This is a genomic window from Pantoea sp. V106_11 (genome assembly GCF_029967885.1).
Classification (GTDB): Bacteria; Pseudomonadota; Gammaproteobacteria; order Enterobacterales; family Enterobacteriaceae; genus Pantoea; species Pantoea ananatis.
Map to the genome: position 1 here is coordinate 11,194 of NZ_JASCAK010000002.1, position 21,204 is coordinate 32,397.

18 protein-coding genes and 1 pseudogene are annotated in these 21,204 nt (G+C 54.6%); 11 read left to right on the forward strand and 8 right to left on the reverse strand.

What is annotated here, in order from left to right:
* The first annotated feature begins 7 nt into the window (after positions 1-7).
* From uvrD to QLG08_RS00350, 3 genes are all read left to right on the forward strand, one after another.
* A complete protein-coding gene (gene uvrD, locus QLG08_RS00340) occupies positions 8-2,170 on the forward strand; it encodes a DNA helicase II (protein ID WP_014606986.1) in 2,163 nt (720 codons plus the stop codon).
* 291 nt (positions 2,171-2,461) lie between these two features.
* Entirely contained in the window at positions 2,462-3,415 is a 954-nt protein-coding gene (gene corA / locus QLG08_RS00345; RefSeq protein ID WP_014606985.1) for a magnesium/cobalt transporter CorA, read from the forward strand.
* A gap of 97 nt (positions 3,416-3,512) precedes the next feature.
* Complete coding sequence (locus QLG08_RS00350; protein ID WP_024471029.1) at positions 3,513-4,565, forward strand: AbrB family transcriptional regulator; 1,053 nt, start codon at positions 3,513-3,515, stop codon at positions 4,563-4,565.
* Here the strand turns inward: QLG08_RS00350 and rarD are convergent.
* Positions 4,536-5,435: an EamA family transporter RarD gene (gene rarD / locus QLG08_RS00355; RefSeq protein WP_105087908.1), complete on the reverse strand. Its 900-nt coding sequence runs from the start codon at positions 5,433-5,435 to the stop codon at positions 4,536-4,538. The genes QLG08_RS00350 and rarD overlap by 30 nt on opposite strands.
* Positions 5,436-5,555: 120 nt before the next feature.
* The gene (locus QLG08_RS00360; protein ID WP_013024078.1) at positions 5,556-5,933 is read right to left on the reverse strand and encodes a helix-turn-helix domain-containing protein; all 378 of its coding nucleotides are present in this window, start codon (positions 5,931-5,933) and stop codon (positions 5,556-5,558) included.
* A gap of 234 nt (positions 5,934-6,167) precedes the next feature.
* Between QLG08_RS00360 and QLG08_RS00365 the strand changes: the two genes are divergently transcribed.
* On the forward strand, positions 6,168-6,641 hold the full coding sequence (locus QLG08_RS00365; protein ID WP_014595017.1) for an ester cyclase: 474 nt from the start codon (positions 6,168-6,170) through the stop codon (positions 6,639-6,641).
* A 57-nt stretch (positions 6,642-6,698) separates the two neighbouring features.
* On the opposite strand, the gene QLG08_RS00370 is transcribed toward QLG08_RS00365, so the two are convergent.
* Positions 6,699-7,169 carry a thioesterase family protein gene (locus tag QLG08_RS00370; RefSeq protein ID WP_014595018.1) on the reverse strand — a complete coding sequence of 157 codons (471 nt, stop codon included), beginning with the start codon at positions 7,167-7,169 and terminating at the stop codon, positions 6,699-6,701.
* A gap of 190 nt (positions 7,170-7,359) precedes the next feature.
* Between QLG08_RS00370 and pldA the strand changes: the two genes are divergently transcribed.
* The 3 genes and pseudogenes from pldA (at position 7,360) to rhtC (ending at position 10,711) form a co-directional block, all read left to right on the forward strand.
* The gene (pldA, locus tag QLG08_RS00375) at positions 7,360-8,235 is read left to right on the forward strand and encodes a phospholipase A (RefSeq protein WP_014606982.1); all 876 of its coding nucleotides are present in this window, start codon (positions 7,360-7,362) and stop codon (positions 8,233-8,235) included.
* Positions 8,236-8,258: 23 nt separating this feature from the next.
* Positions 8,259-10,085 carry an ATP-dependent DNA helicase RecQ gene (recQ, locus tag QLG08_RS00380; protein ID WP_088900769.1) on the forward strand — a complete coding sequence of 609 codons (1,827 nt, stop codon included), beginning with the start codon at positions 8,259-8,261 and terminating at the stop codon, positions 10,083-10,085.
* A gap of 12 nt (positions 10,086-10,097) precedes the next feature.
* A pseudogene (gene rhtC / locus QLG08_RS00385) lies at positions 10,098-10,711 on the forward strand (threonine export protein RhtC).
* Between the two features lie 76 nt (positions 10,712-10,787).
* Here the strand turns inward: rhtC and rhtB are convergent.
* Positions 10,788-11,411: a homoserine/homoserine lactone efflux protein gene (rhtB, locus tag QLG08_RS00390; RefSeq protein WP_013024084.1), complete on the reverse strand. Its 624-nt coding sequence runs from the start codon at positions 11,409-11,411 to the stop codon at positions 10,788-10,790.
* 114 nt (positions 11,412-11,525) lie between these two features.
* Here rhtB and pldB point away from each other — a divergent pair, with 114 nt between their 5' ends.
* Positions 11,526-12,518 carry a lysophospholipase L2 gene (gene pldB, locus QLG08_RS00395; RefSeq protein ID WP_014595021.1) on the forward strand — a complete coding sequence of 331 codons (993 nt, stop codon included), beginning with the start codon at positions 11,526-11,528 and terminating at the stop codon, positions 12,516-12,518.
* 54 nt (positions 12,519-12,572) lie between these two features.
* Entirely contained in the window at positions 12,573-13,373 is an 801-nt protein-coding gene (gene yigL / locus QLG08_RS00400; protein WP_013024086.1) for a sugar/pyridoxal phosphate phosphatase YigL, read from the forward strand.
* Between the two features lie 40 nt (positions 13,374-13,413).
* Here yigL and glpT read toward each other — a convergent pair whose 3' ends face one another.
* Positions 13,414-14,754: a glycerol-3-phosphate transporter gene (gene glpT / locus QLG08_RS00405; RefSeq protein WP_013024087.1), complete on the reverse strand. Its 1,341-nt coding sequence runs from the start codon at positions 14,752-14,754 to the stop codon at positions 13,414-13,416.
* Positions 14,755-15,105: 351 nt separating this feature from the next.
* Here glpT and QLG08_RS00410 point away from each other — a divergent pair, with 351 nt between their 5' ends.
* Positions 15,106-15,966, forward strand: a complete 861-nt coding sequence (locus QLG08_RS00410; RefSeq protein WP_013024088.1) for a carboxylate/amino acid/amine transporter — start codon at positions 15,106-15,108, stop codon at positions 15,964-15,966.
* A 145-nt stretch (positions 15,967-16,111) separates the two neighbouring features.
* Here QLG08_RS00410 and QLG08_RS00415 read toward each other — a convergent pair whose 3' ends face one another.
* Both QLG08_RS00415 and metR read right to left on the reverse strand, forming a co-directional pair.
* On the reverse strand, positions 16,112-16,591 hold the full coding sequence (locus QLG08_RS00415; RefSeq protein WP_013024089.1) for a DUF1456 family protein: 480 nt from the start codon (positions 16,589-16,591) through the stop codon (positions 16,112-16,114).
* Positions 16,592-16,663: 72 nt separating this feature from the next.
* On the reverse strand, positions 16,664-17,593 hold the full coding sequence (gene metR / locus QLG08_RS00420; RefSeq protein WP_014595023.1) for an HTH-type transcriptional regulator MetR: 930 nt from the start codon (positions 17,591-17,593) through the stop codon (positions 16,664-16,666).
* Positions 17,594-17,731: 138 nt separating this feature from the next.
* Between metR and metE the strand changes: the two genes are divergently transcribed.
* A complete protein-coding gene (gene metE / locus QLG08_RS00425) occupies positions 17,732-20,002 on the forward strand; it encodes a 5-methyltetrahydropteroyltriglutamate--homocysteine S-methyltransferase (protein ID WP_105088844.1) in 2,271 nt (756 codons plus the stop codon).
* 63 nt (positions 20,003-20,065) lie between these two features.
* Here the strand turns inward: metE and QLG08_RS00430 are convergent, their stop codons facing one another.
* Complete coding sequence (locus tag QLG08_RS00430) at positions 20,066-20,902, reverse strand: dienelactone hydrolase family protein (RefSeq protein WP_238492874.1); 837 nt, start codon at positions 20,900-20,902, stop codon at positions 20,066-20,068.
* Between the last annotated feature and the right edge of the window lie 302 nt (positions 20,903-21,204).

The window sequence follows — 21,204 nt, forward strand, 5'->3', positions numbered from 1 at the left end:
GGTGCTTATGGACGTTTCTGAACTGCTCGACGGTTTGAATGACAAACAGCGCGAGGCCGTTGCGGCGCCGCGCAGTAACCTGCTGGTGCTGGCGGGCGCGGGCAGCGGAAAAACACGCGTTCTGGTGCACCGCATTGCCTGGCTGCTGTCGGTAGAAAACTGCTCCCCATACTCCATTATGGCCGTGACCTTTACCAACAAGGCGGCCGCAGAGATGCGCCACCGTATTGAGCAGCTCATTGGTACCAGCCAGGGGGGAATGTGGATAGGCACGTTCCACGGTCTGGCACACCGCCTGCTGCGCGCGCATCATCTTGACGCAGGCCTGCCGCAGGATTTCCAGATCCTCGACAGTGAAGACCAGCTGCGCCTGCTCAAGCGCCTGATTAAGGCGATGAACCTGGATGAGAAGCAGTGGCCGGCGCGCCAGGGCATGTGGTACATCAACGGCAAGAAAGATGAAGGTTTGCGGCCCAAGCATATTGAAAGCTACGGCAATCCGGTCGAACAAACCTGGCTGCGGATATACCAGGCCTACCAGGAAGCCTGCGATCGCGCCGGGCTGGTCGACTTTGCTGAACTGTTGCTGCGTGCTCACGAGCTGTGGTTAAACAAACCCCATATCCTGAATCATTACCGTGAGCGCTTCAGTAACATTCTGGTGGATGAGTTTCAGGATACCAACAATATTCAGTACGCCTGGATTCGCATGCTGGCGGGCGACAGCGGCAAAGTGATTATCGTGGGTGACGACGATCAGTCAATTTACGGCTGGCGCGGTGCGCAGGTCGAAAACATTCAGCGCTTTTTAAAGGATTTTCCCGGCGCGGATACCATTCGCCTGGAGCAAAACTACCGCTCGACCAACAACATTTTGAAGTCAGCGAATGCCCTGATCGCCAATAACAACGGCCGACTGGGGAAAGAACTGTGGACTGACGGCAGCGATGGTGAGCCCATTTCGGTTTACTGCGCCTTTAACGAGCTGGATGAATCCCGCTTTGTGGTCAACCGTATCAAGGCCTGGATGGAAAACGGCAATGCGCTGGCGGATTGCGCCATCCTGTATCGCAGCAATGCCCAATCGCGTGTGCTGGAAGAAGCCCTGCTACAGGCCAGCATGCCGTACCGTATCTATGGCGGTATGCGCTTTTTCGAACGTCAGGAAATCAAGGACGCGCTGGCTTATCTGCGACTGATGGCCAACCGCAACGACGACGCCGCCTTTGAGCGCGTGGTGAATACGCCAACGCGTGGTGTGGGCGACCGCACGCTGGATGTGGTGCGTCAGACGGCTCGGGAAAAGCAGATGACCTTATGGCAGGCAACGCGCGAGCTGCTTCAGTCGCGCGCCCTGGCCGGTCGTGCGGCCTCTGCGCTGCAACGCTTCTGTGAGTTAGTGGATTCGCTGGCAAGCGAAACCGTGGATATGCCGCTGCACGTGCAGACCGACAGAGTCATCAAGGATTCTGGCCTGTGGATCATGTACGAGCAGGAAAAGGGTGAAAAGGGCCAGGCCCGTATCGAAAACCTGGAAGAACTGGTGACGGCAACGCGCCAGTTCAGCTACCAGGATGAAGACGAAGATTTGATGCCGCTGCAGGCATTCCTTTCTCATGCGGCTCTCGAAGCCGGGGAAGGCCAGGCGGACAAATGGCAGGATGCGGTGCAGCTGATGACGTTGCACTCCGCGAAAGGCCTGGAGTTTAGCCAGGTGTTTATTGTCGGGATGGAAGAGGGCATGTTCCCGAGCCAGATGGCGCTGGATGAAGGCGGGCGACTGGAAGAAGAGCGTCGCCTGGCTTACGTCGGCGTCACGCGTGCCATGATGAAGCTGACGCTGACCTATGCGGAAACCCGTCGTCTTTACGGTAAAGAAGTCTACCATCGACCTTCACGTTTTATTGGCGAACTGCCTGAAGCCTGTATTGAAGAAGTCCGTTTACGCGCCAGTGTGACGCGACCGGTCAGTCATCAGCGCATGGGCACACCGATCAGCAAAAACGACACGGGATTCGCCCTGGGGCAACGCGTTCGCCACGCCAAATTTGGTGAAGGCACTATTGTGAATCTCGAAGGCAGCGGAGAACACAGCCGCTTGCAGGTGGCGTTTCAGGGCCAGGGGATCAAGTGGCTGGTGGCCGCCTACGCTAAACTGGAAACCGTCTAGGCGCTGGTTGACGACTTTTTCGTCTCAGCGTAACATGCGCGCACTATTATCATGAGAGGACAATGCCTTGGACACGCCCAGTCGATGCTGGCTCATTAACCTGGTTTTCAGGAATAACATCTAAGGCTATCTCATTACGCTGGTAGCCTTAGCGGTTATCAGCGACCTCCCTTTTTAATCCGTCGCACGAGTCAGCACTGATTTATCCTTTATCCGTGTTCAGGTTCGCGGGTCTGCATTCAGACCGGCCGACAGCGTTGTCCCATAAAGTCTGCAATGGGGAGTCTTGCTATGCTGAGCGCATTTAAACTTGATAACAGTCGCCTGACGCGTCTGGAACTGGAAGATGAAAGCGATAAACTGACCACGTCAGTGTGGGTTGACCTGGTCGAGCCTGAAGAAGGCGAGCGCGACCGCGTGCAATCTGAACTGGGCCAGAGCCTGGCAACGCGCCCTGAACTGGAAGATATCGAAGCCTCGGCGCGTTTCTTCGAAGATGAAGACGGCCTGCACATTCACTCCTTCTTCTTTTTTGAAGATGCCGAAGATCACGCCGGTAACTCCACCGTTGCGTTTACCATCCGCGAAGGGCGTTTATATACGCTGCGCGAGCGCGAGCTTCCCGCTTTTCGTCTTTATCGAATGCGTGCCCGTAACCAGACATTGATCGATGGCAATGCCTATGAGCTGCTGCTTGATCTGTTCGAGACGAAAATCGAACAACTGGCAGATGAAATTGAGAACATTTACAGCGCACTGGAAAAGCTCAGCCGCGTCATCATGGAAGGCCAGCAGGGTGAGGAATACGACCAGGCACTCTCGCGTTTAGCCGAGCTGGAAGATATCGGCTGGAAGGTGCGCTTGTGTCTGATGGATACGCAGCGTGCGCTTAATTTTCTGGTCCGAAAAGCCCGTTTGCCGGGTAATCAGCTGGAGCAGGCGCGCGAGATCCTGCGCGATATCGAATCTCTGCTGCCCCACAATGAGTCGCTGTTTCAAAAGGTCAACTTCCTGATGCAGGCGGCGATGGGCTTTATCAACATAGAGCAGAACCGCATCATCAAGATCTTCTCGGTGGTATCCGTGGTTTTCCTGCCGCCGACGCTGGTGGCATCCAGCTACGGCATGAACTTTGAGTTTATGCCTGAACTGAAGTGGAGCTTTGGTTATCCTGGCGCCATTTGCCTGATGATGCTTGCAGGCCTGGCACCTTATCTCTATTTCAAGCGTAAAAACTGGCTTTAATCATCAGCACGGGCTGTTAATACGGCCCATTTTGCTGGCCTGCCGCCTTAATTCTGCTACTCTAGCCGCTCAATTTTCATAATTGATTAATCATTCTATGGACGCTCTTTCGTTGCGCTGGCAATGGCTGCTGCTGTTAGTGTCATCTGTATTACTTGGCGCAATCTTCCAGTATTTTCACGTGCCGGCCGCCCTGTTGCTGGGACCCATGATCGTTGGCGTGGTCATGGGCCTGTCCGGTGCCACACTGCGTATTAACAAGCGGTTATTTCTGCTGTCGCAGGCGGTGCTGGGCTGCATGATTGCGCAAAGCCTGTCACCTTCTATCCTGACGCCGCTGCTGCAGGACTGGCCAGTCGTGTTAGCGGTCCTGCTGCTGACGCTGGCCGCCAGCGGGCTGTCGGGTTTTCTGCTGGTGCGTTTCAGCCAGCTTCCGGGCCCGACGGGCGCATGGGGATCTTCCCCTGGTGGTGCCTCTGCGATGGTCGCGATGGCGGGCGAATTTGGCGCGGACGTCCGGCTGGTTGCGTTCATGCAGTATCTGCGGGTGCTGTTTGTGGCGGGCGCGGCGGCCATGGTGGCGCGGATCGGGCTGGGCGATGGCGGTCATGCCGGCTCGCTGGTGTGGTTTCCGGCGCTTAACAGCGGTTTCCTGGTGACAATGTGCCTGGTGGTTTGCAGCGCATGGCTTGGCCCATGGCTGCGTATCCCATCTGGCGCGTTACTGATACCTGCGCTGATCGGTGCAACCCTGCATTCAACCGGTACGGCGGTGCTTCAGATGCCAGAATGGCTGCTTGCCCTGGCGTACGCCATGATTGGCTGGAGCGTGGGGTTACGTTTCACCCGGCCGATCTTCAGGCTGGCGTTAAGCACGCTGCCGCAGATGCTGCTGTCCATTTTTGGCCTGATGCTGCTGTGCGGTGGGCTGGCATGGATGTTAACCCGCGTGTTGCATATTGACCTGATGACGGCGTATCTCGCCACCAGCCCAGGCGGGCTGGACACGGTGGCGATTATCGCTGCCGGAAGCCGGGTAGATATGGCTTTTGTGATGGCGATGCAGACCCTGCGATTATTCACCATCTTACTGACCGGGCCGGCAATGGCGCGCTTTCTTTCACGCTTTGCGCATTCGGCTCCGCGCTGAAAACGTCACGGCATCCAGAATAAAGACCAACAGAGCCAGCCAGATAAAGCCGAAGGTTACCATTTTATCTGGCGTAACGGTTTCACCATAAAACAGCACCGCCAGCAAGAACATCAGCGTAGGGCCCAGATACTGAAAGAAGCCCACCGTTGACAGGCGCAGTCGGGTACAAGCCGCGGCGAAGAACATCAGCGGAATCGTGGTGACTATGCCTGCGGCGATCAGTAACAGGTTCAGGCTCATGGGGTTCGCGCTAAGGTGGCTGGTGCTGCTGTCAGCAAAGCCAAACAGATAGAGCGCGGCCAGCGGAAACAGCCACAGCGTCTCTATCAGCATGCCGCTCTGAGCATCGACCTGGATTTTCTTCCTCATCAGGCCATAAAACGCGAAGCTGAACGCCAGCCCTAAGGCAATCACCGGCACTGAGCCAAATTTCCACAGTTGCAGAAGCACGCCGCCAGCCGCCAGGGCGACCGCCAGCCACTGCAGGCGACGGAAACGTTCACGCAGGAAAATCATGCCAAACACAACGTTAATCAACGGGTTGATAAAATAGCCCAGGCTGGCTTCAAGCATATGCTGATTGTTCACCGCCCAGATAAACAGCAACCAGTTTCCCCCTACCGTTACCGCCGTAAGGGCCAGTAGCAGCACTTTTTTTGGCTGGCGCAGCACGCTTCTGACCTGTCCCCAACTGCGACTCAGGGTAATCAGTAACACCATGAACAGTGCTGACCAGATCACCCTGTGGGTCATGATTTCAGTCGCCGGTACGGCCTTCACTAATTTGAAGTAGGCGGGCGCAATGCCCCAAATAAAGTAAGCGCCAAGCGCAAAGCCGATGCCCTGACGGGTTTGCTGGGTATCCATAATTCATCCTGAAATTTCGTACTGTACCGGAGGTCACTGAAATACAGCGGCGTGACAGAGGGCCGCAATGGTAACGCAGTCCTCGTTATCTCTGTAGCCCGATCTGGCGATAATGCTGGGTCAGTCTTTCTCCTGCTCCAGCGCGCGCTGGCGAGAAAGGCAGATGGCCTGATGATTGTTATCTGCCCATGCAATTAATTGCTGCATGGGTTCGAGAAATGAACGGCCTAAATCCGTCAGGCTGTACTCAACGCGCGGCGGCACTTCCGGATAAAGTGTGCGCAGGATATAGCCATCCATTTCCAGCCGTTTCAGACTGCGTGACAGCACCTGACGGGCAACATCGCCAATATGACGGTGAAGTTCATTGAAACGTAAGGTCTGTTCGGCCAGCGCTTCGAGAATCAATAAACTCCATTTGTCGCCTATCCGGTCAAGCACATCCCGGATGGGGCACGGTTGTTGATACGTAAAGGTTGCGGGTGAAGATTTGGGCATCGTGTCGGTTCCTGTGCATCGCTAAGCGTCACTTTCAGGTGATTAAGTCACTCTGGTGTGACTTCTTGTTATCCATTTTGCGCGAATGTAACATCCGTCACGACGTCAGTCTATTTTTGTGACCAGGTGTCCGAGCGAAACCCTGTATCGCATTCGACAGACGTCAGGCAATCCCTGTGTACTCAAAATCTGGTGCCTCGCGACCAGCGCTATGACGAACGATCAAGGAGAATAATGATGGTAGCTTTTCTGAAAACCCTGTTGCTGGCGGCAGGTATCCTGACCGCGGGTGCAGTTTACGCGGCACAACCTGGCGAAGGCCGCGATATCAAGGTGGAAGAGGCCAATCGTGCACTGGTGATCCATTTCTATGATCAATTTTTTAATCACCACAAGGTCGCTGAAGCGGCCCGGGTTATCGCGGATAATTACCGTCAGCACAATCCCGGCGTGCCAAACGGCAAGGCACCGCTTGTTAACTTTTTTACCGACTATTTCAGGAAAAACCCGCAGTCAAAAGCACGCATCGTCCGAAGTGCGACCGATGGCGATTTGGTCTGGCTGCATGTTCACTCCACCAACGGTGAACACGATCGTGGCCAGGCCGTTACGGATATTTTTCGCGTGAAAAACGGCAAAATTGTCGAGCACTGGGATGTGATTCAGGCTGTACCGGCGACGTCGGCGAACACCAATACTATGTTTTGATTCAGGCAGGATAACGCGTGGCAGTACTCAAACGCTGCCACGCGTTCAGTTCTGTGATCAACCTGTCAGATAGGTGGCTGTGGCGGTCGCGATGTAAACGCCCTGATCATTGTGTAACTCCACCCGCGCCACAGAGACTTTATTGCCGGCACGCAGTAAACGACTAGTGGCGATAAAACGCTCGCCGCGACCGGGACGCAGATAGTCTACCCGCATATCAATCGTTCCCATGCGAGACAGTCGCTGGCGGAGCATTTCCTCACTGATTGTTTCCTCACGCGTCAAGGCATGACTGACGCACACCATGCCTGCCGCCACGTCCAGTACGGCGGCGGTGACCCCACCGTGGAGAATCTGTTGAGCGGCATTGCCGACCAGCATGGTTTTGTTCACAAAACTGATTTCAGCGTAGTCGGCGTCAAGGTGATCCAGTTCCAGACCAAGTGCCTGGTTAAACGGCATATGATAAATAAAAATTTCACCGACCAGGCGGCGAGCGTCCTGCTGAGTCAATAGCACGGATGACATGGTGTTTAGTCCTGAACAGCTGACAAATGAACTGTAGATGTTAATGAGTTGTTTATTCTATGCTTCGCTCGACAGGGTTTCCAGTTTAGGAAATCAGCGCTGATGTTCGCTCACATTTGTGTGTAGAATGTCCTGCTTTTTACAACACCCATTCGCTTTTATGAATACGCAGTTTCCACTGGAGAATCCTATGCGTAAGCATCGCGCCTTGCTGGCGGCAATGTTACTTCCTGCTTTGGCGCAGGCGGACGAAGCCACGATCAAACACGTTCACGATGCACCCCAGGTTCGTGGCAGCATTATTGCCAACCTGCTGGAGCAGCATGACAACCCGTTTGTGCTTTATCCTTACGAAAATAACTATCTGCTTTACACGTACACTAGCGACATTAATAAAGAGGCGATTTCCTCTTATAACTGGGCGCAGAATGCCCGTAAGGACGAAGTGAAATTCCAGCTTAGTCTGGCATTTCCACTGTGGCGCGGCATCCTGGGTGACAACTCCGTGTTAGCCGCGTCCTATACTCAGCGCTCATGGTGGCAGCTATCCAATAAAAAAGAGTCGTCGCCCTTCCGCGAGACAAACTATGAGCCGCAGATTTTCCTGGGCTGGGCGACCGATTATTCGTTTGCCGGCTGGACGCTACGTGATGTTGAAGTGGGCGTGAATCATCAGTCCAATGGCCGTAGCGATCCCACGTCACGCAGCTGGAACCGTGTTTATACCCGCCTGATGGCGCAAAACGGTAATTTCCTCGCAGAGATCAAACCCTGGTTCCGTATTTCTGAGAGCGCCAGCACGGACGATAACCCGGATATTACAAAATACATGGGCTACTATCGGGCGAAAGTGGGCTATGCGATGGGTGACAGCATTTTCAGCGTGGAAGGCAACTATAACTGGAATAGCGGTTACGGCGGCGCTACGCTGGGCTGGAGTTATCCCATCACCCAGCACGTGCGTTTTTACACCCAGCTGTTTAGCGGCTATGGTGAATCTCTCATTGACTATAACCACCGTCAGACTCGTTTAGGCGTAGGTGTGACCCTTAACGATTTGTTCTAACCAACCATTAAGTCAGGAATACAGTGGCAACCTCGGCAGTTCTTAATCAGGAAGCGTTGGCGCAGCAGGTATTGCAGGATACCTTCGGCTACCAGCAGTTTCGTCCCGGTCAGCAGACAATCATAAATGAAGCGCTGAGCGGGCGGGATTGCCTGGTGGTGATGCCGACCGGCGGCGGTAAATCACTCTGCTATCAGATTCCGGCGCTGGTGCGCGATGGGCTGACACTGGTGGTGTCGCCACTCATCTCCCTGATGAAAGATCAGGTGGATCAGCTCCTGGCAAACGGCGTGGCCGCGGCCTGTCTGAACTCGACCATGACGCGCGAGCAGCAGCAGGTTGTCATGGCCGATTGCCGCAACGGGCGCGTGAAGCTGCTCTATATCGCGCCAGAACGTCTGATGATGGACAACTTTCTTGACAGTCTGGCGCACTGGCAGCCCTGTATGCTGGCCGTTGATGAGGCGCACTGTATTTCCCAATGGGGACATGATTTCCGACCGGAATATGGCGCGCTGGGACAGATGCGCCAGCGCTTTCCCGATCTGCCCGTCATGGCGCTGACAGCGACCGCTGACGAAACGACCCGTCTTGATATCATTAACCTGCTGCATATGCAGGATCCGCTGATTCAAATCAGCAGTTTTGACCGCCCCAATATTCGTTACACGCTGGTGGAAAAATTTAAACCCACTGAGCAGCTGCTGCGTTACGTACAGGATCAGCGCGGTAAATGCGGCATTATTTACTGTAACAGCCGGGCAAAAGTTGAGGATACCGCCGCACGTCTGCAAAGCCGGGGGTTAAGCGTTGGGGCATATCATGCCGGAATCGACAGCGCCCAGCGCGCCCGCGTACAGGAAGCGTTTCAGCGCGACGATTTGCAAATCGTGGTGGCGACCGTGGCATTTGGGATGGGCATCAACAAGCCGAACGTGCGTTTTGTGGTGCACTTTGATATTCCACGCAACATTGAATCCTATTATCAGGAAACAGGACGTGCCGGACGTGACGGCCTGCCGGCAGAAGCCATGATGCTCTACGATCCTGCTGATATGGCCTGGCTGCGCAAATGCCTGGAAGAGAAGCAGCCTGGCCCGTTACAGGATATTGAACGTCACAAGCTGAATGCGATGAATGCTTTTGCCGAAGCGCAGACCTGCCGTCGTTTGGTGCTGCTGAACTACTTTGGTGAAGGACGTCAGCAGCCCTGCGGGAACTGCGATATTTGCCTCGATCCGCCTAAGCGCTATGACGGCCTGGTGGAAGCCCAAAAGGCACTCTCCAGTATTTATCGCGTCGGCCAGCGCTTTGGTATGGGCTACATTGTTGAAGTATTGCGCGGTGCCAATAATCATCGCATCCGCGAACAGGGACACGACAAGCTGCCCGTTTATGGGCTGGGTAAAGAAAACAGCCACGAGCATTGGGTCAGCGTCCTGCGTCAGCTGATTCATCTGGGGCTGGTGACGCAAAACATCGCCATGCATTCTGCGCTGCAGCTAACTGAAGCGGCCCGACCGGTATTGCGCGGTGAAGTTCCGCTGATGCTGGCGGTGCCAAGACTGATTACCGCCAGACCGAAAAGCAGCGGGTCGGCCAAAGTGTATGGCGGCAACTACGACCGCAAGCTGTTTGCCAAGCTGCGTAAACTGCGTAAAGCGATAGCCGACGAAGAGAATATTCCGCCCTACGTTGTGTTTAACGATGCAACCTTGCTGGAGATGGCAGAGCAGATGCCGGTGAGCGCCTCAGAAATGCTCAGCGTGAACGGCGTGGGGCACCGCAAACTGGAACGTTTCGGTAAGCCGTTTTTGCTGATGATTAAAGAACATCTCGATGAAGAGTAAAGAGGAGTTACCATGTTGATTTTGTTCGGCACGATTGCCCTGGTCCATCTTGTTGCCCTGATGAGTCCCGGCCCGGATTTCTTTTTTGTCTCGCAAACCGCCGCCAGCCGTTCGCGCAAAGAAGCGATGTTGGGCGTTCTGGGCATTACCCTGGCGGTCATGATCTGGGCCGCGGTAGCGTTGATGGGCCTGCATCTGATTTTGCAAAAGATGGCCTGGCTACACCAAATCATCATGGTCGGTGGCGGACTCTAATGGGTTGGCAGTTAATTGGCTCAGCCCGTCAGCGCCACAAACAGCCCGTACAGCAGGAACCTGTCGTCGAACTGCCCAGGAAAGGCATGAGCTTTATTAAAGGCCTGCTGACCAACCTGTCGAATCCCAAAGCGGTTATCTACTTTGGTAGCGTCTTTTCCTTGTTTATCGGTAACGATGTGGGGGGGCTGGAACGCTGGGGGCTGTTCGTCCTGATAAGCGTTGAAACCTTCGCCTGGTTTTCCCTGGTCGCGGCTGTTTTTGCCCTGCCGTGGATGCGGGATAAGTATCAACGTGCTGCGAAGTGGGTAGACGGTGTTGCGGGCGTGCTGTTTGCCGGTTTTGGCATTCATCTGATCCTGTCGCGCTGAGAGTCGCTTACCGGACACGTCAGTCGTTACGGCAAGCCGCCGACAGCGTCACTGTCGTGCGGCAGCCTCAGCCGGGTCAGGCGATACGTCTGGCGCTGGCCAGCAGTCCCCCAATCGCGATGAATAAGCCGCCGAAAATGCGGTTCATTAGCTTCATCTGCCTGGGCCCTTTGATCCATCCTGCAATGCGCGTGGCTAATGTGGCATAGCCAATCATGACGATGATATCCACCAGAACGGTTGTGACGCCCAGCACCAGATACTGCAGCATCAGCGGCTGGTGAGGCAGGATAAACTGGGGAAACAGCGCCGCCAGAAACACAATGCTTTTGGGATTCGTCAGGTTCACCATTACTGCCCGCTTGAACAGGCGACGACGCGGCATGGCTTTCGACATAGCGTTGAGGTCAATCGCGCCCGCAGTGCGCCACTGTTGGATGCCCAACCAGACCAGATAGCCTGCACCGGCCCACTTTAAAATCTCAAACGCCAGCAGCGACTGGGAAAAAAGCGCCCCAAGACCGATCCCCACCAGGGCGATATGCAGGGCAAGACCAACTTGCAGGCCTGAAATAGACGCGACCGCACCACGATAACCGTGGCTGATGCCCGTGCTCATGGTGTTAATGGCACCAGAGCCGGGTGAAAGGCTAAGAATTGTGGTGGTAAGAAGATAAGTCAGCCACCATTCGATGGTCATGGGTTGTACTCCCTGTCACGTCTGAAGTGTGACACAATACGCCAGAATGCTGCGCAGGGCTATGGACATCATGCGGCCGTTCAGACTCTTTTTTTCCGGCAATCAGGAGGGCGGATGAAGCAACACAGAGCAAGCTGGCTGCAACGCGAAAAGGCCTTCGCTGCCTTCGCGACCGGCCCACTGCTTGATTTCTGGCACAGCCGTGAAGAGTGTGAATTTACCGGTGTTGAAAATCTGACCTTGCGTTACGTTCGGTTCATTTCACCGCAACACAAGCGCGTGATTGTAATCGTTCCCGGGCGCATTGAGAGCTACGTTAAATATCCCGAGCTGGCCTACGATCTGTTTCACTGTGGGTTCGATGTGATCGTGCTCGATCACCGTGGTCAGGGGCGATCCGATCGGCTGCTGGATGATTCGCATCTTGGACATGTGGTGGAGTTTTCCCACTATGTTGATGACCTTGAAACGCTCTATCTGAAAGAGATTGTGAGCCGTCATTATCAACAACGTTATGCGTTGGCGCATTCAATGGGGGGCGCAATTCTGGCCCTGTTCCTGGCGCGTCAGCCTGGCGCGTTTCACGCTGCGGCTCTGGTTGCGCCGATGTTTGGCATCGCGCTGCCGTTACCCTCTTTTCTGGCGCATAAGATCCTCGACTGGGCAGAGAAACGACCTGCCGTTCGCGATGGTTATGCATTAGGCACGGGGCGCTGGCGGGCTCATCCCTTTGGCATTAACCGTCTGACGCACAGTCATGAACGTTATCGTCGCAGCCTGCGTTTTTATGCGGACGACCCGGCGATTCGTGTTGGCGGTCCCACCTATCACTGGGTTCGGGAAGGCATTCATGCCGGACGCAACATATTCAGTCAGGTTGATAAAATAACGACGCCGCTACTGCTGCTTCAGGCAAGCGAAGACAGCGTGGTGGATAACCGCTCACAAGATCTGTTTTGCGCCGCCATGGCGGCAGCCGGTCATCCCTGTGAGGGCGATAAGCCCCAGGTTATTAAAGGTGCACGCCACGAGATTCTGTTTGAAAAAGACAGCATGCGCGCCGAAGCATTGAATGGGATCGTCGATTTCTTTTTATCGCATCACTAGTTATCCGTTTACATTACCGGCTACGGCCAACCGACACAGATACCCGAGGTTTTCATGTACCACATTGTTGTGTCCGACCTGGACGGCACACTGCTCTCACCCGAACACCGCCTCACGCCTGATGCCCGAGAAACGTTGCAGCAGCTGGTGGCAAAAGGCATTCACTTTATTTTCGCCACGGGCCGACATCACATTGATGTCGGACAAATGCGCGACAAGCTGGGGATTCCGGCGTATATGATTACGTCAAACGGTGCCCGCGTGCATAATCCAGCCGGCGAACTGATTTTTAGCCATAACCTGGATTGGGATATCGCCCAGGACCTGTTCGGCCTGCAGTACCATCATCCGGAAGTGCTGACGCATGTTTATCGTGACGATGAGTGGTTTGTCAGCCGCTGCAGTCCGGCAGAGAAAGATTACTTTCGCGAATCTGATTTTCATTATCAGGTTTATGAACCGGGCATATTGCCCACTGACGGCATCAGCAAAGTCTTTTTCACCTGCGAAGAGCCTGAACACCTTATTCCAATGGAGCTGGCGATTGAAGCGCGTTGGGGAGACAGGGTCAACGTCAGTTTTTCACTGCCCACCTGTCTGGAAGTGATGGCGGGCGGCGTTTCAAAAGGCCACGCGCTCGAATCTGTGGCAAAACAGTTAGGCTTTACGCTGAAAGACTGTATTGCCTTTGGTGATGGTATGAACGACGTCGAAATGCTGAGTATGGCGGGCAAGGGCTGCATTATGGCTAATGCGCACCAGCGCCTGAAAGATACCCTGCCAGAGCTGGAAGTGATTGGCAGCAATGTTGAGGATGCCGTGCCGGCGACGCTCAGAAAGTTGTATTTATCGTAGTGCGCCTGAGCAGAAGGCCGGTTAACCGGCCTTCTGACGGCTAGGCCAGTTTTTGCTTGTGTTTATGCTCGCTGACCATGGTGAGCAGCAACAAAATCACTGCCAGCACACAGCCCACAATCATGACTAAAAATCCGCCATCCCAGCCAAAATAGTCCACCGTGTAACCCACAATGGCGCTGGCTGCAACCGATCCTCCCAGATAACCGAACAGCCCGGTAAAGCCCGCGGCCGTCCCGGCGGCTTTTTTCGGCGCCAGCTCCAGCGCGTGGAGTCCTATCAGCATCACCGGCCCGTAGATCAGGAAGCCAATAATAATCATACAGGCCATGTCCACACCGGGATGACCCGGCGGATTTAACCAGTAAACCACCGTTGCGATGGTCACCAGCGTCATAAAGAACACGCCCGTCGCGCCACGGTTTCCGCGAAACACCTTATCGGACATCCAGCCGCACAGTAGCGTGCCAGGGATCCCCGCATACTCATAGAAGAAGTAAGCCCAGGACGACTTATCCAGCGTGAAGTGTTTCACCTCTTTGAGGTAAGTCGGTGACCAGTCCAGAATGCCGTAACGCAGCAGATAAACAAACACGTTTGCCAGGGCGATATACCAAAGTAATTTATTCGGCAGAACATACTTCATGAAGATTTGTTTCGCTGTGAACTCTTCTTCATGGCTTTCGTTGTAGTCAGCCGGATAATCGTTTTTGTAGGCTTCGATGGGCGGCAGACCGCAGGACTGCGGCGTATCCCGCATCAGGGCAAAGGCCAGGATGGCGATGACAATGGCGCCAAAGGCCGGCATATAAAGGGCCGCCTTCCAGTCGTTAAACCAGGCCATTCCCAGCAGAAACAGCAGGGGAGGAATGCCGCCGCCGACGTTATGGGCACAGTTCCACACCGAGACAATGCCGCCGCGTTCCTTTTGCGACCACCAGTGCACCATAGTGCGTCCGCAGGGTGGCCAGCCCATTCCCTGAAACCAGCCACAAATAAACAACAGCACAAACATCACCATGATGCTGGAGGTTGCCCAGGGAACAAACCCCATGAACAGCATCACGAAAGCGGCCAGGATCAATCCTGCGGGTAAAAAGACCCGTGGATTAGAGCGGTCGGACACCGAGCCCATAATAAACTTGGAAAAGCCGTAAGCGATGGAGATACCGGAAAGCGCAAACCCCAGATCGCCTCGTGAGAAACCCTGTTCAACCAGATAAGGCATGGCCAGGGCAAAATTCTTTCTGACGAGGTAGTAAGCCGCATAGCCAAAGAAAATACCGATAAAAATTTGCCAGCGCAGGCGGCGGTAGAGTGGATCGATACGATCCTCTGCCACCTGAGGCTGGTGTGGTGCAGGTTTAAAAATACTTAACATTAGGGTGGCCCTCCGGGCGCATTATGGTTTTGATTCCCAGCAGGTTGGGTCGAAAGAAAAAAGGGTGCTCGCAATGCACCATTTCGCGCAGAGAATAGACAGAGGCGGACTGGGTTACTGTGATGAATGACAAATTTGTTACAGTTTTATTACAGTAAGGCGCGAAAATGCCAGGCAGATGCGCTTTTTCGCCCATTTTTAACCTCAGGCATGCTCTCCTGAGCGGATAAAAGTCGGGGTGAGGGATCGTTGCCTGATCGCCTGGTAAATAACCAGATGTCAACCAGATAATGCAGCTCTGATTCAGGACATTGTTTACACTGACGCTCTGTTTATTTCGGGGTTGTTACCGTGCTTTTATTGATTGTTACTACCATTCTGTGGGCATTCTCCTTTAGCCTGATCGGTGAATACCTTGCCGGGCAAGTGGACAGCTGGTTTTCAGTGCTGATGCGCCTGGCGCTGGCCGCCATTGTGTTTCTGCCGTTCCTGCGCTGGCGCGGCTATCGGCCTTCGACGCTCTTGCTCTATATGCTGGTAGGGATGTTGCAGCTGGGCATTATGTATTTGCTGAGTTTTGAAGCCTATCTGTATCTGAGCGTGTCAGAATTCCTGCTGTTCACCGTAATGACGCCGCTGTATGTCACCTTAATCTACGACCTGATAAGTCGAAGGCCCCTGCGCGTGGGCTACATTTTCAGTGCGCTGCTGGCCGTTGCTGGCGCGGCAATCATTCGTTATGACAAAGTCAGCGATAACTTCTGGTTTGGTCTGCTGCTGGTCCAGTTGGCGAATATCTGCTTTGCGGCGGGGATGGTGGGCTACAAACGTTTGCAGGAAACCCGTCCAATGCCGCAACATACGGCGTTTTCATGGTTTTATCTGGGCGCGGTTCTGATTGCGATCGTTGCCTGGGCAGCCTGGGGCAATCCCCATAAATTGCCTACCACGACGCTGCAATGGGGCATTCTGGTCTGGCTGGGCGTCGCGGCTTCGGGGCTGGGCTACTTTATGTGGAACTACGGCGCGACGCAGGTCGATGCCGGCACGTTGGGCATTATGAATAACATGCACGTTCCGGCCGGCTTATTGGTGAACCTGGCGATATGGCAGCAGAAGCCGCACTGGCCAAGCTTTATCGCAGGAGCCATCGTGATTATGGCGTCGCTGTGGGTCCATAAGCGCTGGGTGGTAGGCAACAGCGCAAGATAGTCCGGGGCGGGCCTTGCCAGCGAGTAAACCGTTGCGGGAAAGGAATGCAGGGCATCTGGGCTGGAAACAGGCTGTGAACGCCCCTGAGCCTGACCGGAAGCAGACCGCATGACAGGCGGGCTGCTTCCGGTCAGAGCGTTTCTGATTAAGCGGGTTTACCTGTGGCGGGCCGATGAATCATCGTCAGCCCTTTAAGAAAATTACGCAGGATCTGGTCACCGCACTCGCGGTAGTTTTTATGGTCCGGTTTGCGGAAGATCGCGCCAATCTCAGCCTGAGAGACCGTAAAGTTGGCTTTTTTCAGCACGTCAGGAATGTCGGTAGTTTTTAAATCAAACGCGATGCGCAGCTTTTTCATAAAGATATTGTTGTTCATCTTGCGCTCGATGGAGGGCGCAGGCGCGTCTTCACTTTTTCCGCGGCGATGAAAAATTAAACCGTTAAGAAAATATCCCATCACCACATCGGGGCAGGGGCGAAACGCCGCATCCTCATCTTTCTTCAGCCAACTGGTGATGTCCGCCTGAGCCACTTCACATTCAGCCAGCGCAAAAATCGCCACCATTTTGGCATCGTTCAGATCGAGCATATAGCGCACGCTGCGCAGAATATCGTTGTTAGTCATGGTGAGATCTTCTCATGGTAAATCGACAGGCTGCGCATTATAGGGGATTTTGCCTGCTATCGCGCAGCTTTGTCACTCACGCAATAAAACCTTCGCAGGATGCGCGGCGTCCCTGACAAAGGGCAGATGCTCGCAGGCATGCTGACGGGCAAACCGCATAAATGCTTCCAGTACCGGCTGGCGCTGTTCGCCGTCGCGCACAGCGGCGTAAAGACGACTCCATAACCCTTCGCCCAGCGTTTTGGTGATCACCAGGCCCTGTTTTTCAAAACTTTCGACGACCCAGTGCGGCAGCGCAGCAATCCCCATGCGCGCCGAGACCATTTGAATCATCAGCAGCGTGTTATCGACATTCTTGAGCGCCGGACTGATCCCCGCAGGTTGCAGAAAGTGGCGCCAGATATCCAGGCGCTGGCGCTGTACCGGATAAATCATTAGCACTTCATCCGCCAGGTCTTCAGGTGAAATGTGTTCAACCTGCGCCAGAGGGTGATCTGGCGCCAGCACCAGGCGGACTTCGAAATCAAACATAGGTGAATAGAACAAGCCTGAGCGCGGCAGGATATCCGACGTCAATACAATATCCAGTTCGCCCTGCTGCAGCGCGGGCTGCGGATCAAAGGTTACGCCCGATTTAAAATCCATCATCACCTGGGGCCAGCTCTGACGAAACTTATCTAAAGCCGGTGTCAGCCACTGAATGCAACTGTGGCATTCGATCGCGACGCGCAGCGTGGTCTGATGCGGTTCGTGGCAGGCCTGAAGCGCCTGCTGAATTTGCGGCAGTATCTGCTCTGCCAGCTGCAATAAAATTTCGCCCTGCGGGGTAAAACGCAGTGGCTGACTTTTACGAACAAACAAACGAAATCCCAGCCGCTGTTCCAGATCGCTGAACTGATGTGATAACGCCGACTGTGTCTGATGAAGCTGAGCCGCAGCAGCAGCCAGCGAGCCCGTATTCTGCAGAGCCTGAAGCGTCCGGAGGTGTTTGAATTCGATCATGAGAGTCCTTCACATCGAAGCTGAATAATTTGCGCTTGAGCGACATACAGTACCCGCAGAATATAGCGGTGTAAACATCTGGACGGCTAAACATCATTGGCGACCCGCCAAAGCCGAAGACTTTCTGGAGAATAGTGAATGACTATCTTAAATCATACTCTCGGTTTTCCACGTATTGGTCTGCGTCGCGAGCTGAAAAAAGCACTTGAAAGCTACTGGGCTGGCAACAGCACGCAGGAAGAATTACAGGCGGTGGGTCGCGAACTGCGTGCGCGCCACTGGCAACAACAAAAAGCGGCCGGCGTCGATAAAGTGCCGGTGGGCGATTTTGCCTGGTACGATCATATTCTGACGACCAGCCTGATGCTGGGCAACGTGCCTACTCGCCATCGAAATCAGGACGGATCGATTGATCTGGATACGCTGTTCCGCCTGGGCCGGGGGCGTGCACCGACGGGTGAGCCGGCCGCGGCGGCAGAAATGACAAAATGGTTCAACACGAACTATCACTACATCGTGCCAGAATTCACGCAAGGCCAGTCGTTTTCTTTAACCTGGACCCAACTGCTGGATGAAGTGGACGAGGCGCTGGCGCTGGGTCATAACGTTAAGCCTGTGTTGTCAGGACCGTTAACCTACCTCTGGCTGGGTAAGGTAAAAGGAGAACCCTTTAATCGTCTGTCACTACTGAACGATATTCTGCCCGTTTACCAGCGGGTCCTGACCGAACTGAACGCGCGCGGCGTTGAGTGGGTACAGATTGATGAACCCGTCCTGGCGCTGGAACTGCCACAGGAATGGCGCGAGGCCTTCAAAGCGGCTTACGCTGCGTTAAACGGGCAGGTCAACCTGCTGCTGACCACCTACTTCGACAGTATCGGCCAGAATCTGGATATTATCCGCACGTTGCCAGTGCAGGGCCTGCATGTGGATCTGGTGCAGGGGCAAGATGATATCCAGCAGGTGAACCAACAACTGCCTGCAGACTGGGTGTTATCTGTCGGCGTGATCAATGGCCGCAACGTCTGGCGTGCCGATCTCAGCCGTTGGTTTGAGCGTCTGCAGCCGCTGATCGCCTCACGTGAACACCTGTGGATTGGCACGTCATGCTCGTTGCTGCACAGCCCCATTGATCTGAGTGTGGAAACCCGTCTGGACGAGGAGGTGAAAAGCTGGTTTGCCTTTGCATTGCAAAAATGTGATGAGCTGTCGCTACTGAGTACGGCGCTTCGCCGCAACGATCCCGCATCACTGGAGGAATGGAGCGCACCGGTTCAGGCACGTGCGCATTCCCGCCGCGTCCACAACGCGGCTGTCGCACTGCGTCTGACAAATGTTCAGGCCAAAGACACTGAACGTGCCAGCCCTTACGCCGGGCGTGCCAGCACACAACGTCAGCGTTTCAACCTGCCCGCCTGGCCAACCACCACCATCGGTTCCTTCCCGCAGACCACTGAAATTCGTGGATTACGACTCGACTTCAAAAAAGGCGCGATTGATCGCGCGCATTACCGTACCGGTATCGCGGAACACATTAAGCAGGCGATAGCTGAGCAGGAGCGTTTGGGACTGGACGTGCTGGTTCACGGCGAGGCGGAACGCAACGATATGGTGGAATACTTTGGCGAGAACCTGGACGGCTTCGTCTTTACACAAAATGGTTGGGTACAAAGCTACGGTTCACGTTGTGTTAAACCGCCGGTCATTATTGGTGACGTCAGCCGTCCTGAAGCCATTACCGTGGCGTGGGCAACCTATGCGCAGTCCCTGACTGATAAGCCGGTAAAAGGTATGTTGACCGGCCCGGTCACCATTCTCTGTTGGTCATTCCCGCGGGAGGATGTATCACGTGAAACGATCGCCAAACAGATTGCACTGGCGCTGCGGGATGAAGTTGCGGATCTGGAACACGCCGGCATTGGCATTATTCAGATTGATGAGCCTGCACTGCGTGAAGGATTGCCGCTGCATCAGTCCGACTGGGCAGATTATCTGCGCTGGGCCGTGGAGGCGTTTCGGTTAACCGCCGCTGTCGCGAAAGACGAGACGCAGATTCACACGCATATGTGTTACTGCGAGTTTAACGACATTATGGCATCCATTGCGGCACTGGATGCGGATGTGATTACCATCGAAACCTCACGTTCCGATATGGATTTGCTGGACGCATTCAACGCATTTGAGTATCCGAATGAAATCGGGCCCGGCGTGTACGATATTCACTCCCCCAATGTACCCGACGTCGAGTGGATAGAAAATCTGTTACGCAAGGCCGCACAGCGTATCCCTGAGGAACGTCTGTGGGTGAATCCGGACTGCGGCCTGAAAACCCGCGGCTGGCGCGAAACCCGACAGGCGCTGGCTAACATGGTCAAAGCGGCAAGAAACCTGCGGGGCGAAACCGCCTGATTTCCTGGTGTTGTGTCAATACGTTGTCAGTATGTTGGGGCGCCTGAGCGCCCCTTTTTTCAGTCACTTCGCGGGGGAAACACCGTATTGCGCAAACCAGGCTAACATGCGCGCCCAGCCATCGGTGGCCGATTCGGCGTGATAGCTTGGACGATAGTCGGCGTTAAAAGCATGTCCGGCCTCGGGATAAACAATGATCTCAGCTTTGGCATTGGCCGCGTGCAGTGCCTGGCGCATCTGCTCGACGCTCTCCAGCGGAATGCCGTCATCCTGACCTCCATACAACCCCAGCACGGGCGCGTTTAGATCAACGGCGATATCGATAGGATGTTTTTGCTGCTTCATGGTTTTTTCACCCACCAGGCGACCATACCAGGCTACGGCGGCGCGCAGTTGCGGGTTGTGCGCGGCATAAAGCCAGCTGATGCGTCCGCCCCAGCAGAAACCGGTAATCCCCATGCGGCGAATATCTCCCCCGTTACGGGCAGCCCAGTTCGCCGCGTGATCGAGATCTGCCAGCACCTGGCTGTCGGGCACTTTACTGACCAGCTCTTTGAACAGGGTAGGGATGTCGTTGTAATCGTTGGGATCGCCTTCACGGAAGTACAGTTCTGGCGCGACGGCCAGATAGCCCTCCAGCGCCAGCCGACGGCAAATGTCGCGAATATGTTCGTGAACGCCAAAAATTTCCTGTACCACCAGCACGACCGGCAACGGACCTTCTGCTGACTGCGGCTTCGCATAAAAAGCCGGCAGGTTTTCACCCTGGCTCGGAATGGAGGTTTCCCCCGCATGGATGTTGGCGCTGTCGGTAATAATGGTGGTCGCTGCTGTGGGCTGAACTGCCGGAGCAAACGCGCCTGCAGCTGATTTTTGTGTCATATTATCTTCGGTTTTCATCGTTCTCTCCGTGCAAGCATAGGCGCAATCACGTAACTATAGCCTGGCCACCCATGACAGGCACCGGGCATTGAGTAACAGAGCTGTTAACCAATAAAATTACACTTCTCTTTAACATTCCCGCGATAGCTTCCACATCACCATATGTAGCAATACGCAAGGCGAGAGATGGATGTGTGATCTAAATCACCTTATTTTTCTTTGGGAATGTAACTTTCATTTTCTTAAGTGAATTTAGTCACATATTTACCTCGCCCGGTGACGTAAAGTGGCGTAAAAATTTTCCTTAACCCGGAGTCTGA